Below are 16,348 nucleotides of genomic sequence, written 5' to 3' on the forward strand. Positions count from 1 at the left end.
GGCGATGACGTCGGCAACGGCCGGAGGGACCGCACCGGTTCCTCCGGCCCGCACACGCAAGAGCATGACCGGCACCCGCAGGACCGTGGCGGTGCTGTTCCTGCTGCCCTGTCTCGTGCTGCTCGGCGCGCTCGTGGTCTACCCGATCGGGTACTCGCTGATCCGCAGCTTCCTCAACCAGTCCGGCGACGGTTTCGCCGGGGTCGACAACTACAAGGCGCTGTTCACCGACGACGGCATCCGTACCGCCCTCAAGAACAACGTCATCTGGGTCGTGTTCGCGCCCACCGTGGCGACCGCGCTCGGTCTCGTCTTCGCGGTCCTCACCGAACGGGTCCGCTGGGGCACGGCGTTCAAGCTGGTCGTCTTCATGCCGATGGCGATCTCGATGCTCGCCGCGGGGATCATCTTCCGGCTGGTGTACGACCAGGACCCGAACAAGGGGGTCGCGAACGCGGTCTGGGTGGGGGTGCACGACACCTTCGCCGAGTCGTCGGCGTTCCCGAACGCCCACCCGGGACGGCAGTCGCCGCTCCGGCCGGACAAGGGCGGGTTCCTCACCCAACAGGCCGTGCACGCCGGGCAGTCCGTCTCCCTTCCCCTCGTCGGCGTCGCCCCCGACAAGATGCCGGGCGGCGCGAAGAAGGCCGTACAGGCACCGTCCGAGCCCGGCAAGGTCACCGGCACCGCCTGGCAGGACTTCACCCGGGGCAAGGGCGTCGGCAGGCTCGGCCAGGTCGACCCGGGCGAACTCGGCTACCCGGGCATGAAGATCGAGGCGGTGAAGGACGGCAAGGTCGTCGATTCGGCGAAGGTACGGGACGACGGCACCTTCACGCTCTCCGACAAGGCGGACGGGGCCCGGCTGCGGCTCCCGGCGAGCAACTTCCGGGAGCCGTACAACGGCGTCGACTGGCTCGGCCCGTCGCTCGTCACCCCGGCCGTGATCGGAGCGTACGTCTGGATGTGGGCCGGCTTCGCCATGGTGCTCATCGCGGCGGGGCTCGCGGGCGTGCCGCGTGAACTCCTCGAAGCGGCGCGGGTGGACGGGGCGAACGAGTGGCAGGTGTTCCGGAGGGTCACCGTGCCGCTGCTCGCGCCCGTCCTCGCCGTCGTCCTGGTCACGCTGATGATCAACGTGCTGAAGGTCTTCGACCTGGTCTTCATCATCCCGCCGGGCTCCTCCCAGGACGACGCGAACGTGCTGGCCCTCGAGCTGTACCGGAAGGGCTTCTCCGAGGACCAGCCGGGCATCGCGAGCGCGATCGCCGTGTTCCTGCTGCTGCTCGTGATCCCGGTGGTGTGGTTCAACGTGCGCCGACTGCGGCGGGAGGTACGGCGATGACCACCCACGTCGGCGGTCTCACGAAGACCGCGCCCGTCACCGGCGTCAGGCCCAGGCCGTCGCTCGGCTCACGGCTCGCCAGCGGTGTCAGCGGCGGGATCGTCCGGGTCTTCCTCCTCCTCGTCGGCCTGTTCTGGCTGGTGCCGACGATCGGGCTGCTGCTGGCCTCGCTGCGCACACCGGAGGACATGAGCGCGTCCGGCTGGTGGAAGGTCTTCAGCGAGCCCTCCCAGCTCACCGTGGACAGTTACCAGAAGCTCCTGGAGAACGGCGACATCACCAGTTCGCTGGGGAACACGGTGCTGATCACCGTCCCGGCGACCGTCCTCGTCGTCGTCATCGGCGCGCTCGCGGGCTACGCCTTCGCCTGGATGGAGTTCCCGGGCCGCGACTGGTGGTTCCTGGCGGTGGTCGGTCTGCTGGTCGTCCCCGTGCAGGTGGCGCTGATCCCGATCGCCGAACTCTTCGGCAAGATCGGCATCTTCGGCACGATCTTCGGGGTGATCCTCTTCCACGTGGGCTTCGGTCTGCCCTTCGCGGTGTTCCTGCTGCGGAACTTCTTCGCGGAGATCCCCCGGGAGCTGCTGGAGGCGGCCCGGCTCGACGGCGCGGGTGAACTGCGCCTGTTCCTGAAGGTCGTGATGCCGCTCGGCGGTCCCGCGATCGCCTCGCTCGGCATCTTCCAGTTCCTGTGGGTGTGGAACGACATGCTGGTGGCGCTGGTGTTCTCCGACGCGGGCAGCCAGCCGATCACGGTCGCACTCCAGACCCAGGTGCGCCAGTTCGGCAACAACATCGACGTGCTGGCGCCCGGCGCCTTCATCTCGATGGTCATCCCGCTGGCCGTGTTCTTCGCGTTCCAACGTCAGTTCGTGTCCGGGGTGATGGCGGGCGCGGTGAAGTAGCCGGACAAATAAGCACATCAGGGGCGAGCCGGACACCGGCTCGCCCTTCGGCGTTCACCCAGAATCCCCCGTATGCCACATCTGGCGTAACCAAGTCACCCCTTCGGCCGTTGCCGGGCAGTATGCCCGCGCCGACCCATGGATGTCCCTTGCCCAGGTTCAGTGTCATCGTCCCCGCGTACAAGGTTCAGGCGTACCTGCACGAATGCCTCGAATCCGTGCTGGAGCAGTCCTGTCCGGACCTCGAACTGATCGCCGTCGACGACTGCTCGCCCGACGCCTGCGGTGCGATCATCGACGAGTTCGCCGCCCGTGACTCCCGGGTCCGTCCCGTCCGCCTGCCGGGGAACGTGGGCCTCGGCCGCGCCCGCAACGCGGGTCTCGAACACGCCACCGGCGACTACCTGCTCTTCCTGGACGGCGACGACACCCTCACCCCGGACACCCTGCGCGCGATCGCCGACCGGCTGAAGGAGACCGCCGAACCGGACGTCCTGGTCTACGACTACGCGCGCACCTACTGGAACGGGGACATCGTCCGCAACCGCTTCGCGGAGCAGCTCAGCGAGCGGGGACCCGCGCCCTTCCGGCTCGACGACCGGCCGGGGCTGCTCAGGGTCCTGATGGTGGTGTGGAACAAGGCGTACCGAAGGGAGTTCGTGCAGCGCGCGGGCCTCTCCTTCCCGCCCGGCTACTACGAGGACACCCCCTGGACCTACCCGGCGCTGATCTCCGCCGAGACGATCGCCACCCTCGACCGGGTCTGTGTGCACTACCGCCAGCGCCGTCAGGGCAACATCCTCGGCACCAGCAGCCGCAAGCACTTCGACATCTTCGAGCAGTACGACCGCGTCTTCGCGCATCTCGACGCGCACCCGGAACTGGCACGCTGGCGTCCGGTCCTGTTCCGCCGCATGGTCGACCACCTCTCCACGGTGTTCACCAAGCGAGGCCGGCTGCCGCGCGGCACCCGTGCCGAGTTCCTGCGCAAGGCCCGCACCCACTACCGCCGTTACCGCGCCCCGGGCGCCCCCGTCCGCCTCCGCACCCGCCTGCGGCACGCCCTGGTCCGGCTCGGCAACCACCGCACGTACCGGCTGCTCGGCCTGGCCACGAGTACCCACAAGAAGGCGCTGCGTGGCGTCAAGGGACTGCTGCGCAAGGTCCGCGGCGGCGCCCTCCAGTTCCACTACCGCGTCCAGCTCCGCCTGCCGCTGCGCGCCGACCGCGCCGTCTTCTCCAGCTACTGGGGGCGCGGCCACGGCTGCAACCCGGGCGCCCTGGAGTCCGCGTTCCGCGAACTCGCCCCGCACATCCGTACGGCGTGGATCGCGCACCCCGAGCACCACCACACGATCCCGGCCTCGACGCGCCGTCTGCGGCCCGGTACGACGGCGTACTGGACGGCGCTCGCCCGCTCCAAGTACCTCGTCAACAACGTCAACTTCGACCGCCGACTGGTCAAGCGCCCCGGCCAGATCATGATCCAGACCCAGCACGGCACCCCGCTCAAGTACATGGGCCTCGACCTCCAGGACCGCCCGGCGGCCGCCCGTGACACCGACTTCGCCGAGCTGCTGCGCAGCGCCGACAAGTGGGACTACTGCCTGTCGGGCAACCGCCACTCCACCCTGATCTGGGAGCGCGTCTTCCCCGCCGCGTACACGACGCTGGAGTACGGCCTCCCCCGCAACGACGTGTTCCAGCGGGCGACCTCGACGGACGTCACCCGGCTGCGGCAGTCCCTCGGCATCCCCGAGGGCACGGTCGCCGTCCTGTACGCGCCGACCTACCGCGACTACCGCCGCACCCAGCGTCTCGCCCTCGACCTGGAGCACGTCCTGCGCCGGCTCGGCCCCCGGTTCGTCGTCCTGACCCGCGCCCACCACTCGTACGCCGCCGCGCTGAGCACCCGCTCCGGGGCCCGGCTCATCGACGTCTCCGACCACCCGAGCATCGAGAACCTCTGCCTGGCCTCGGACGCGCTGGTCACCGACTACTCCTCCCTGATGTTCGACTACGCGGTCCTGGACCGGCCGATCGTGATCCACGCGGACGACTGGGAGGCGTACCAGGCCTCCCGGGGCACCTACTTCGACCTGCGGAACTTCCCGCCGGGCGCGGTCGCGCGCAGCGAGGACGAGCTGATCGACATCTTCGCGACCGGCCACTGGCGCGGCTCCCGCTCGACCCAGCTGCGGACCGCGTTCCGCGAGCGGTTCTGCCCGTACGAGGACGGCCGCGCCGCCGAGCGGGTCGTGCGCCATGTCGTGCTGGGCGAGAGCGCCGGGCTGCCGCGGGTGCTGCCGCCCGCGGAGCGCCACCCGGTCCCCTCGGCCGCAGCCGCCCGTCCCCGGACCCCCCTGGCCACCGTGCCCGCGCCGGGCACCCCCGTCCGCCCCGTCGCCGAGACCCTCTGAACCGGAGCAGGCATGCCCTCCAGCCCCTCCCGGCCCACCCCGACGAGACCCGTCACCTGGCGCCCCGCCGGGCGGCCCGGGCGCTGACACCCACCAGCACCCCGGCAGCAGCCCGAGAAGCAACCAGAGAAGCACCCAGAGAAGCACCCAGAGAAGTAAGCAGAGAAAGAGCAGAATGCCCCGCTTCAGCATCATCGTCCCCACTCATGGAGTCGCCGGGCGACTGGCCCTCGCACTGGACTCGGTCCTCGACCAGTCCTTCGGCGACTTCGAGCTGATCCCGGTCTGCGACGGGCCGGACTCCCCGGCGGGCGAGGTCGCCGCCGGGTACGCCGCGCGGGATTCCCGGGTCGCCCCGGTCCACTCACCGCCCGCGGACGGACTGAGCGGGGCGCGCAACACCGGGACCGGGGCGGCGCGCGGCACGTATCTGCTCTTCCTCGACGGCGACGACGTCCTGGTGCCGGGCGCGCTGGCCGCCCTGGACCACACACTCCGCAAGGAGCCCGAGGAGGCGGACGTCCTCTACTTCGGACACGAACGCGTCCACTGGTGGGACGCCGAGACCAGCACACCGCCCCTCCCGAAGGCCCCGGACGGGGTGTTCCCCCCGGACCGGGCGCCGCGACTGACCGGGGCGGGCCTTCCGGCGTGGAGCGCGGCCTACCGCCGGGCGTTCCTGCGGGAGCGGCGCCTCGCCTTCCCCCCGGGGCACTTCACGGATCTCGGCTGGGGCGGCCTGGTGACGGTCGCCGCCGGGCGGGTGGCGGTGCTGCGCCAGGTCGTCGTACGGCATCGGCTGCGGCGGCAGGGCAGCCGCCTGAACACGCCGGGCGAGCACCAGTTCCAGCTTCTCGACCAGGTCGACCTGGTGCTGCGCCGGGCGGCCGAGGAGAAGCTGTCCGTGGAGCGGTCGCGGGCGCTGTTCGGTGACCTCTTCGCTGCGGTGCTGAAGTCCGCCGCCCATCCGAAGCGGCTTCCGCTGCACCGGCGCCGGGCCTTCTTCCGGCGCGCCGGCCGGCTCTACCGGCGCCACCGGCCCGCCGGGTTCCAGCCGCCGCCGGGCCGGATCGGGGTGCAGTACCGGCTCCTGGCCGCCGGGGCGTACAGCGCCTTCCGCGCGCTGCGCGGCGTCAGCCGGCGGATGACGAGGGCCGGCCGGCAGCTGCCGCACCCCCGGCTGCTGAGCGCCCGCGCGCGGTACGCCGTGCAACTGCGCCTCCCCCTCGACGAGAACCTCGTCGTGTACTGCGCCTACTGGGGCCGCGGTTACGCCTGCAGCCCGGCCGCGATCCACGCCAAGGCCCTCGAACTCGCCCCGCATCTGCGCTCGGTGTTCCTGGTCGAGGCCGACGCGGTGGACCAGGTCCCGGACGGTGTCGAGCACGCGGTGATCGGCAGCCCGCGCGCCTGGGAGGTGCTGGCCCGAGCCAAGTACCTGGTCAACAACGCCAATTTCGCGGACGGTGTCGTCAAGCGGCCCGGCAGCGTGCATCTGCAGACCCAGCACGGCACCCCGCTGAAGACGATGGGCGTCGACCAGTCGACGTATCCGATCGTGGCCGCCGCGACCGGCAGCTTCGCCAAGCTGCTGGCCCGGGTGGACCGCTGGGACTACAACCTCTCCTCCAACCGGCACTCCACCCAGATGTGGGAGCGGGCCTTCCCGGGCACGTACGAGGCCCTGGAGTACGGCTATCCGCGCAACGATGTCTACTGCACGGCGACCGCCGAGGACGTGGCCCGCGTCCGCGCCCGGCTGGGCGTCCCCGAGGGCAGGACCGCCCTTCTCTACGCGCCCACGCACCGCGACTACAGCACCGGCTTCGAGTCCCGGCTCGACCTGGAGGCCTTCTGCGAGGAGATCGGCGACGAGTTCGTCGTGCTCCTGCGCGCCCACTACTTCTACGACGAGGGCAGGGGCACAAGCAGCGGCCGGATCATCGACGTGACCCGGCACCGGGCCTCGGAGGACGTCTGCCTGGCCGCCGACGCGCTGATCACGGACTACTCGTCGATCATGTTCGACTACGCCAACCTCGACCGCCCGATCGTCGTGTACGCCGACGACTGGGAGGTCTACCAGGAGACGCGGGGCGTCTACTTCGACCTGATGGAGGCACCGCCGGGCCCGGTGGTGCGCACCCCGGGGGAGCTAGCGGGGGCCTTCCGTGACCGCTCCTACGCGGACGACTCCTCGCGAGCCCTGCGGGCCGCGTTCCGTGAGCGCTTCTGCCAGTTCGACGACGGGCAGGCCGCCGAGCGGGTCGTCCGCAGAGTGCTGCTGGGCCGGCCGCCGGAGGCGATCCCGCCGGTGATCCCGCTCGCCGAGCGCCTTCCGGCCCCTGCCGCGTCCACCCTCGTAAGGAGCTGACGTGCCCCGCTTCAGCGTCATCGTCCCCGTCTTCAAGGTGCAGGGCTTTCTGCGCGAGTGCCTCGACTCGGTCCTGGACCAGTCGTACACCGACATCGAGGTGATCGCGGTCGACGACTGCTCGCCGGACGGCTGCGGCGCGATCCTCGACGAGTACGCGGCCCGCGAACCGCGCCTGCGGGTGCTGCACCTGCCGCGGAACGTCGGCCTCGGCCGCGCCCGCAACGCCGGACTGCCGTACGCGACGGGGGACTACCTCTTCTTCCTCGACAGCGACGACACCCTCACGCAGGGCGCACTGCGCGCCTTGGCCGACCGCCTCGACGAGACGGCCGACCCCGATGTGCTGGTCTTCGACTACGCGCGCACCTACTGGTGGGGCGGCACGCGCCGCAACGCCCTCGCGCAGGTGCTGGCCGAGGGCGGCGACGGCTGCTTCACGGCCGCCGAACACCCGGAGCTCCTCGACCTGTTGATGGTCGTGTGGAACAAGGTCTACCGCCGCGCGTTCGTCGAGCGGGAGGGCTTCACCTTCCCGCCCGGCTACTACGAGGACACCCCCTGGACCTTCCCGGTCCTGCTCAGCGCGGAGCGGATCGCCACCCTGGACCGGATCTGCCTGAGCTACCGGCAGCGCCGCCAGGGCAACATCCTGTCCACCACCAGCCGCAAGCACTTCGACATCCACGACCAGTACGAGCGCGTCTTCGCCTTCGTCGACTCCCGCCCGCGGCTGTCGAGCTGGCGCCCGTTCCTGCACCGCAAGATGGGCGAACACTGTCTGGACATTCTCGCCAAGCCGGACCGGCTGCCCGCCTCCGACAAGGGCGAGTTCTTCCGGCGCACGGCCGTCCTCTTCCGCAAGCACAAGGGCGGCGGCCCGGTGCCGCGCGAACTGCGTGTCCTCCAGGGCGGGTACGTGACCTACCTCGCCCGGCGCCAGTCCGGCCGCCTCGGCGCGGAACTCGGGCGGCGCGGACTCCAGGTGCGCAAGGTGGCGGCCGGCCGGGTCAAGAGCGGCTGGTCCGCGGCGCACGAGCACCGGCCGCTGGACCCGGACCTCGCGGTGTACTCGGCGTTCTCGCACCGCGGGGTGCTCGGCGACCCGGGCGCGATCTACCACGCGGCGCGCGAACTCGCCCCGCACGTCCGGGGGGTGTGGGTGGTGCGCGAGGACCAGGTGCCGCTGCTGCCGCCCGGCGTCGAGTACGTCCTGCCGGACTCGCTCGGCTACCGCCGGGTCACCGCCCGCGCCACGTACCTGATCAACAACGTCAACTGGCCCGGCACCCTGGTCAAGCGCGCGGGCAGCGTCCATGTGCACACCCACCAGGGCACCCCGCTGAAGTACATGGGAGCCGACCTGCGCGACAAGCCAGGCGCCCGGCACGGCTTCGACGTGCCGCAGATGCTGCGCCGCGCCGACCGCTGGGACTACAGCCTGGTCGCCAACCGCCACTCCGAACTGGTCTGGGACCGCGCCTACCCCTGCCACTTCACCTCGCTGCGCACCGGCAGCCCCCGCAACGACGTCCTCGTACGGGCCCGGCCCGAGGACGGTGCGGCGGTCCGCGCCCGCCTCGGCATCCCGGCCGGCCACCGGGTGGTGCTGTACGCGCCGACGCGCCGTGACTACGTCCGCGGCGGACTCGTCGACCGGATCGACCTCGCCCGGTTCGCCGACGACCTCGGCGAGGGCCACACCCTCCTCGTACGGCTGCACCCCTCGCTCACGGACGGCCCCTCGCGCGGGATGGGCCTGTCCGAGCTGCACCGGCGCGGGGTCGTGCTCGACGCGACCGACGAGCCGCACGTCGAGGACCTGATGCTCGCCTCCGACGTGCTGGTCACGGACTACTCGGCCCTGATGTTCGACTACGCCAACCTGGGCCGGCCGATCGTGATCCACGCGGACGACTGGGGCGCGTACGCCGCGAGCCGGGGCGCGTATTTCGACATCACGGCCGACGCGCCGGGCCATGTGGCCCGCTCCTACCGGGAGCTGGCGTGGCTGTTCGCGTCCGGGTCCTGGCGGGACGAGGAGTCGGCACGGCTGCGGTCCGGGTTCCGGGCGCGGTTCTGCGCGTTCGACGACGGGCGGGCGGCCGAGCGGGTGGTACGGACGCTGATGCTCGGCGAGCGCGTCGAGCACCCGGCGCCGGTGGCGGTGCTGCCCGCGCAGGCGGGACACGACGTCCTCACGTCGTCGTGAGTGCCCTCAAAACCGTCGTCGGCCCGTTCGTGAAGCCGCGCCCGCCCCGGTTCTGGGTGGTCGTCCTGGCCGCCGTCTTCGCCCTGCTCCAGCTCGCGAACGTCACCGGCCGCGACACCCCCGACACCAAGAACTACCTCTCGTACGCCCTGAGTCTGCGCGGCGCGAGCAAGCGCGAGGCGGCCGCGGCCACCATCGACTACGCCTGCGCCGGCCGGGCGTCCATCGCGCGCCGCAACCAGAGCGTCAACGTCGTCCACTTCCATGAGCCGAGCCCTGCCGGGCGGGTCGTCGAGGAGTGCCGGCGCGACCAGTGGGGCTGGGTGTCGAAGCGGCTGAGCGCCGGGCAGACGGTGGGCCGCACCGTGCCGTTCATGCCGCCGCGCTTCATGCGGATCTTCGAGGCGCGCCCCGGCTACCCCCTCTTCCTGGTCCCCTTCATCACCGTCCTCGGCGTGAAGTGGGGCCTGTGGACGTCGAGTGTCCTCATCACGGTCACCGGGGGCGTACTCGCCTTCCTGGTGCTGCGCACTCTGCGTGCCCCCACCGTCGCCGCGCTGACCGGACAGGCCCTCTTCTACGTCCTGCCGTGCGGCACGACCGCCATGCGGCCCATGACCGAGGGCCTGCTGCTGACCCTGACACTGGCGGCGCTGTGGGGCTGCGCACTCGCTCTGGAGGGCCGCACGCGGGCCGCGACCGCGCTGGTCGGCGGGTCCCTGGCCGCGCTCTTCGCCGTCAAGCACTCACAGGCGCTGTTCCTCGGGCTGTGCCTGGCGGGCGCCTGCGCGGTGCTCGGCATCCGGCGCGGCGGAGCACGGCAACCGCTACGGAGGCTCGCACGGCCGTTGCGGGAGGTGGGGGTGGTGGCGGCCTGCGGGGTCGCCGTCACCTTGCTCGCTGCGAAGGTGCTGGGCCACCCGTCCGAGTCGGAGTCCCTCCAGGACCTGCTCACGGCCCACTTCTCCCGGCCCGACCGCAGCCGTCCGTGGTCGGATTTCCTCGACCTGGAGGTCAACTTCTGGGTGGAGTGGCTGCGTCGCGAGCTCCGGCAGCCGTTCTTCCCGACGGCCCTGCTGGCCGGGGCCTGGGGCGCGCTGCGGCAGCGTCCGGCCTTCGGGGTGTTCTTGGTCGCGGGCGCGCTCACCGGCGTCCTCAACCAGGCCGGGCACCCCGACATCAACATCTACGGCGACCGGCTGATCGTGCTGGCGTGGCTGCTGCCGGTGGTGGGACTTCCGCTGCTGCTGGAACAGGTCGTACGGCCGCGGGTGTGGGGGCTCGACACCGTGCCTCGACGAGTCGCTCGATGAGGTGAAGTTCGGCAAAGCCGTCGGCCTCGGTGGGCATATACGACAAATGACCCGAACAGCTCAGACCGAGGTCGACCTCCCCGTCCGGCGGACCGCCCGCGGCGCGACCGCGCTGCGCGGCGGCACCCCCTGGCACCCCACGCCCTATCAGGTCTTCGGCGGACTGTTCTGGCTGGTGCTGTGCCTCGCCTCCTGGCGGGTGCCGATGTGCTGCGACTTCGGCCAGCACGCGGCGGTCGTCGAGCGCCTCAAGGCCAACCTCCTGCATCCGGCCCATCCGACGGCGGACCTGCCGGGCGAGGGCAGCCCCTTCTACTCTCCGTACACCGTGGCCCAGGGCGCCTTCGCCCGGCTGACGGGGCTCGCGGGCTGGGAGGTGGTCCGGCTCTCGACGCCGCTGAACCTGCTGGTGCTGCTGACGGGGATCGGCCGCTTCGTGCGCGTCCTGGCGCCCCGCCGGCCCTGGGCACCGGTGTGCGCGCTGCTCGCGATGGTGCTGCTGTGGGGCACCGAGCGTGCCTGGTCGAGCGGGTACCTCGGGCTGATGTCGATGACGGGCAACCTCGGCTATCCGTCGACGTTCGCCATCGGGCTCACCTTCTGGGCCTGGGCGCTCACGGGCACGCTCGCGGGAGGGATCGGCGGCCCGGTCCGGTTCGTCGGCCCGAGCGGGCTGCGGAGCCTGTCCGGGTACAAGGGGCTCGGCGTCCTCTACGGTCTGATCCTGCTCGTCCATCCGATCACCGCGTCGGCGGCGGCGCTCGGGGCGGTGGCGTTCGTGGCCGGGTGGCAGCGGGGATGGCGGGCGGCCGTGGCGGCCCGGTGGGCGATCACGGGGGCGGCGGCGCTGATGGTCGCCCATCTCTGGCCGTACTTCGACGTCCTCACGCTGCCCGGGGACCACAGCATGGACGCGATGCACCGGCGGCTGTACGAGGGGGTGCCCGGACACTTCTGGCTGGCGCTGATCGGGGTACCGGCACTATGGCTGCGCGCACGGCGCTCCCGGCGGGACCCCCTGGTGCTGATGTTCGCACTGGACTGCCTGGTGGTGGCGTACGGCTGGGCCAGCGGGCACTACACCTACGGCAGGATCCTGGGACTCGCGCTCGTGGCACCGCAGTTCGCGCTCGCGATCGAGCTGGCGGCGGCGCGGCCGTGGCCGGTGTGGCGGCGGGCGCTGGGGGCGGTGGCGGCCGTCGGCGCCGGCGTCGGCTTCCTCACGGTGCAGGCCGGTGCCGTCGTACCGCGTTCACTCGATCCGGTGAGTTTCGACCAGCCGCCGCGCTGGCCCTCGTACGACTGGGCGGCACGGCACATCAAGCCCGGCGAGGTGGTGATCGCCGACGGGTACTACGCCGCCCGTCTGATCCCGGGCTACGGCCCGAACCTGGCCGCGCCCGTGTGGCCGGACGCGGGACTGGACGAACGGGAGCGGGTGCGGCGGCTCGCGGCCGTCCGGGGGTACCTCGACCCCGCGTCGACGCCGGCGCGGCGCTCCGCGGTGGTGCGGCGGTATCACGTGCGGTGGCTGCTGCTGACGCGGTGGAGCCGGGTGCCGGAGGAGGCGACGGTGGTGGACTGGAGCCGGCGCACGGGCGAGGTCCTCGCGAGGGTCGCTCCGCGCAGTGGACGCGGCGGAGCCGCGCATGCCACAGCCCCGCGCCCCTGACGGGGCGCGGGTACCGAGTGGCGTCACAGCCTCTGGGTCACTCGCTCGCGAACTACTCGATGACGAGCTCGACCGGGATGTTGCCGCGGGTGGCGTTGGAGTAGGGGCAGACCTGGTGGGCCTGCTCGACCAGCTTGCGGCCGGTGGCCTCGTCCACGGACTCGGGCAGCTCGATGCGGAGCGTGACGGCCAGGGCGAAGCCCTCGCCCTGCTTGCCGATGGTCACCTCGCCGGTCACCGCGGCGTCGCTGACGTCGACCTTCGCCATGCGGCCGACGACACCGAGGGCGCTGGCGAAACAGGCGGCGTAACCGGCGGCGAACAGCTGCTCGGGGTTGGTGCCCTTTCCGCTGCCGCCCATCTCCACCGGAATCGCCAGCTGGATGTCGAGCTTGTTGTCGGAGCTGACGGCGCGGCCGTCACGGCCGTGGGTGGCGGTGGCGACAGCGGTGTAGAGCGCGTCCATGGGGACCATCCCTCTCAAGTCAAGGTCTTGCCGGGGCGGCCGGTCCGACCGCCTCACGGCCTCAATTAGAGCACGCAATTCAATTGTGCACAACTTAATGATGGGCAAGAGCTATCATGGAGCCATGACCGCCATGCCGACCCCGAGCACCCAGGCCCCGTCCGACGGGGACTACCTCCGTCTCGACCAGCAGATCTGCTTCTCCCTGAACGCCGCCTCACGCGCCTTCGGGGGCGTGTACCGGGTGGTCCTCAAGGACCTCGGGCTCACCTACCCCCAGTACCTGGTGATGCTGGTGCTGTGGGAGCACGGCGAGCTGCCCGTGAAGAAGGTCGGCGAGCATCTGCGGCTCGACTCCGGGACGCTGTCCCCGCTGCTCAAGCGGCTGGAGGCGGCCGGCCTGGTGCGACGGGAGCGCAGTGCGGTGGACGAGCGCTCCGTGCACGTCCACCTCACGGACGAGGGCACGGCCCTGCGCGAGCGTGCGCTGCTCGTGCCGCGCCGGATCGCCGCGGCGACGGGCGCGGACATCGAGGAGATCCGGGAGCTGCAGGCGCGGCTCGACCGGCTCACGGCGGCGCTGGACGCGGCGACGCTCGACCCCGCGGCCCTGGCCGCGGTCGGCGCGGACGTCTCCTAGGGTCCGATCCGCCGGACAGGTCCCGGCTGCGGCATAGGTACGCCGGACGGTCCTAGCGGTGGCGTACATACAGGCGAAGGGTGACACCCCTGCGGACGACCTGCTCGCGCAGGGTGAATTCCTTGGCGAGTACGGCGCGTTTGGTCGCCTCGGTCGCGACCTGGGTGTCCGGATGCCAGTGCGGCCGGAACACGAACGGTTCGCACACCAGCCACACCCGGTCGAGCCGCTCGAGCCGGCTGCGCAGTTCGCGCGGGCCCACTTCCGTCCCGTACAGCGTCCCGGACGCCAAGGCGGACGTCTTCAGGGCGACGTCGCGCACCCCGCGGAAGCCCGCCGGGTAGGCCAGCGCCGAGCGACGTGTGAGCGACGGCAGGTACAACACCGGGTCACCGGGCCGTAGTTCGCGACCGGCGGCGGCGGAGACGGCGGCGAGGTTGTCGGGACGGTGCGCGGGGTCGCGGTCCTTGCGGAGCAGCGGGAGCTGGACGGCGAGGGCGAGGGAGATGGCGAGGACACCGGCGAGGGCGACGAGGCGGGGAGCCGCGGCGCCGGGCAGCCGGGACACCCACCCGGTCAGCCGCTCCGCCCCCGCCGCGGCCAGCAGCGGTGCCCCCGCCAGCGCGTAGAGCACATACCGCTCGTCGTACAGCGGCCGGAAGCGGGAGACCGCGATCAGGACCGCCGGCGGGACCAGCAGCAGCGGCAGGGCGACCGACACGAGGTTCAGCTCGCCTCGTCGCGGGAACGGGCGCCACAGGGAGAGTGCAATCAGGAACACATAGGGCACGAACACCAGTTGGGCCTGACTGAGGAACGCGTGCATCAGGTTGTCCACGCTCTTGCGGTTCGGCACCGCCAGCCATGCCACCTGCGCCGACTGCCGGTGGGAGACGAGCGCGAGCGGCGCCATGACGAGCAACGTGGCCCCCGCCGCGATGCCCCATCGCCACCACACCCGCCACGGCATCCGCGTCAGCACCAGGGTCGTCCCGTGCGCGAGCAGGAGGAATACGGCGAACTCGTGCAGCAGGCAGGTGACGGCGACGGTCACGCCGTAGGCCCACCAGCCCCTGCCCCCGCGCAGGGCCCGCACGAGGAGCAGGGTCGCCGCCGTCGCCCCGGCCGCGACCAGGGCGTACGAGCGGCCTTCCTGGGCGAAGTGCCCGGTCAGGGGTGTGACCGCGTACAGCAGTCCTGCCCAGAGGCCGACGCGGGGGTTGCACAGACGGATCCCGAGGGCGGCGACGAGACCCGCGGTCGCGGCGGCGCCGACGACCGAGGGCAGGCGCAGGGCGACCTCGCCGGGGGCGGGGAGGAGGACGAAATGCATGAAGAGGTAGTACAGACCGTGCACCGCGTCGACGTGGTGCAACAGATGCCAGATCTGCGGAACCGAGCGCCGCGCGACCTGGTAGGTGGCCGCCTCGTCGCGCCACATGCCCCCGCGGTCGAGCCTCCAGAGCCCGAGCGTGAGCATGACGAGCACGGGCAGCACCACGGCGACGACCCGCGCCACGGGCTCGGCCGAGGCCCCCGGGACATCCGGAGCCTGCCGGCGGCCGGCGCCGGACTGTTTCACTAACACGCTTCCCCCATGTCCCATTTCTTACTATTAACTGACCTTCGTTAACCTTTGATGGCGTATCGGTTCTTGTGAGGCATCCGAGAGCTTACGATCCGGGCTTGATGAGCGCTTACCTGAGCCCCCGAGGCCGATCCCGTCTGCTCCCCCTCGCCGCCGCCTGGATGGCGACCCGCGCGCTGATGCTGTGGCTGCTCGCGCACGACGACCTCTCCGTGCTGGGCGGCGGCGGGGTCTCCCGCGAGGTGAGTCACCTCTATTTCCGCTGGTACGAGACCCTGTCGCACGGCGCCTATCCGGCGGGTGACCGGCTGTGGCAGTACCCGCCGGGCGCGGGCCCCGTACTGCTCTCGCCCGGACTGCTGCCGGGCCTGACCTACCCGCACGCCTTCGTGGCCCTGACGCTGGTCGCGGACGCCGTGATCGTGCTGGCCCTGGCACGCGCGGGCAGCAGACCCGGCCGCAGCCTGCGCGGCGCGGCACTGTGGACGCTGGGCCTGCCGTTGCTGCTGCACATCCCGCTCGCCCGCTACGACGTACAGGTCACGGCGTTCGCCGTCGTCTCCCTGCTGGCGATGAAGCGCTCCCCGCGCGCGGGCGGCGCGTTCGCCGCGCTCGGCGCCCTGGTGAAGGTCTGGCCCGCGCTCGTCCTCATCGGCACACCCCGGGGCCGTACGACCCGGGAGGCCTGGACGTCCGCGGCGCTCACGGCGGTCACCCTGCTCACCGCCCTCGCGACGGCCTTCAGCGACCCCTTCGACTTCCTGCGCCAGCAGGGTGGCCGGGGCGTGCAGATCGAGTCGCTCGGCGGCACGGTGCTCGGCTTCGCGCGCCACGCGGGCTGGCCCGGCAGCGTGCGCTATCAGTACGGCGCGATGGAGTTCGTGGGCCCGCACGTCCAGACCGTCGCGACCCTCTCGCTCGCCCTGACGGCCGTCTCCTTCGCGCTGCTGCTGCTGTGGCGGGTGCGCGCACGCCACTGGACGGCGGCGACCCCGTACGACGCCGCACTCGCCGCCGTGCTGATGTTCACGGTGACCAGCCGGGTGATCAGCCCCCAGTACATGGTGTGGCTGCTCGGTCTGGCCGCCGTGTGCCTGACATCGCGGCACACCACACAGCGCCCGGTGGCGGTGCTCGTCGTCGCGGCGACGGCGGTAAGCTCCGTCGCCTACCCTGCCCTGTACGGGGAGGTCATCGACAGCACCTGGACGGGCTGTTTGCTCATGCTCATCCGCAACGGTCTGCTGGCGGTCGCGGCGGTGCTGTCCTTCACCCGGCTCTGGCACTCCGGACTTCCCGTGCTCGTGGTGGATCGGCCGAAAAACGACAGGCGGAATCGGAACCCCCACTCGATTCCTGTCGTCTTCCGGACCGGCTACTAAGTACCTCTTAACGGATAATTACTGTCAAGCC

At 71.6% G+C, this 16,348-nt stretch carries 11 protein-coding genes; 9 read left to right on the forward strand and 2 right to left on the reverse strand.

What is annotated here, in order from left to right:
- The first annotated feature begins 64 nt into the window (after positions 1–64).
- The 7 genes from ACZ69M_RS41860 (at position 65) to ACZ69M_RS41890 (ending at position 12,241) form a co-directional block, all read left to right on the forward strand.
- Positions 65–1,345 carry a carbohydrate ABC transporter permease gene (locus tag ACZ69M_RS41860; protein WP_470058385.1) on the forward strand — a complete coding sequence of 427 codons (1,281 nt, stop codon included), beginning with the start codon at positions 65–67 and terminating at the stop codon, positions 1,343–1,345.
- Entirely contained in the window at positions 1,342–2,250 is a 909-nt protein-coding gene (locus ACZ69M_RS41865; RefSeq protein WP_470058386.1) for a carbohydrate ABC transporter permease, read from the forward strand. Before ACZ69M_RS41860 ends, ACZ69M_RS41865 begins: the two co-directional genes overlap by 4 nt.
- Before the next feature lie 149 nt (positions 2,251–2,399).
- Positions 2,400–4,670, forward strand: coding sequence for a bifunctional glycosyltransferase/CDP-glycerol:glycerophosphate glycerophosphotransferase (locus ACZ69M_RS41870; protein WP_470058388.1), 2,271 nt, complete (start codon positions 2,400–2,402; stop codon positions 4,668–4,670).
- Between the two features lie 175 nt (positions 4,671–4,845).
- A complete protein-coding gene (locus ACZ69M_RS41875; protein ID WP_470058390.1) occupies positions 4,846–7,044 on the forward strand; it encodes a bifunctional glycosyltransferase/CDP-glycerol:glycerophosphate glycerophosphotransferase in 2,199 nt (732 codons plus the stop codon).
- A gap of 1 nt (position 7,045) precedes the next feature.
- Positions 7,046–9,256, forward strand: a complete 2,211-nt coding sequence (locus ACZ69M_RS41880) for a bifunctional glycosyltransferase/CDP-glycerol:glycerophosphate glycerophosphotransferase (RefSeq protein ID WP_470058391.1) — start codon at positions 7,046–7,048, stop codon at positions 9,254–9,256.
- Positions 9,257–9,312: 56 nt separating this feature from the next.
- Complete coding sequence (locus tag ACZ69M_RS41885) at positions 9,313–10,569, forward strand: hypothetical protein (protein WP_470058455.1); 1,257 nt, start codon at positions 9,313–9,315, stop codon at positions 10,567–10,569.
- A 46-nt stretch (positions 10,570–10,615) separates the two neighbouring features.
- Positions 10,616–12,241: a hypothetical protein gene (locus ACZ69M_RS41890; RefSeq protein ID WP_470058392.1), complete on the forward strand. Its 1,626-nt coding sequence runs from the start codon at positions 10,616–10,618 to the stop codon at positions 12,239–12,241.
- A 52-nt stretch (positions 12,242–12,293) separates the two neighbouring features.
- Here ACZ69M_RS41890 and ACZ69M_RS41895 read toward each other — a convergent pair whose 3' ends face one another.
- The gene (locus tag ACZ69M_RS41895; RefSeq protein WP_470058394.1) at positions 12,294–12,707 is read right to left on the reverse strand and encodes an organic hydroperoxide resistance protein; all 414 of its coding nucleotides are present in this window, start codon (positions 12,705–12,707) and stop codon (positions 12,294–12,296) included.
- A 124-nt stretch (positions 12,708–12,831) separates the two neighbouring features.
- Here ACZ69M_RS41895 and ACZ69M_RS41900 point away from each other — a divergent pair, with 124 nt between their 5' ends.
- A complete protein-coding gene (locus ACZ69M_RS41900; protein ID WP_470058395.1) occupies positions 12,832–13,347 on the forward strand; it encodes a MarR family winged helix-turn-helix transcriptional regulator in 516 nt (171 codons plus the stop codon).
- Between the two features lie 52 nt (positions 13,348–13,399).
- Here the strand turns inward: ACZ69M_RS41900 and ACZ69M_RS41905 are convergent, their stop codons facing one another.
- Positions 13,400–14,929, reverse strand: coding sequence for a glycosyltransferase family 39 protein (locus ACZ69M_RS41905; RefSeq protein WP_470058397.1), 1,530 nt, complete (start codon positions 14,927–14,929; stop codon positions 13,400–13,402).
- Between the two features lie 107 nt (positions 14,930–15,036).
- Between ACZ69M_RS41905 and ACZ69M_RS41910 the strand changes: the two genes are divergently transcribed.
- On the forward strand, positions 15,037–16,317 hold the full coding sequence (locus ACZ69M_RS41910; protein WP_470058399.1) for a glycosyltransferase 87 family protein: 1,281 nt from the start codon (positions 15,037–15,039) through the stop codon (positions 16,315–16,317).
- Positions 16,318–16,348: the final 31 nt, after the last annotated feature.

This window comes from Streptomyces sp. NPDC107454 (assembly GCF_055582885.1).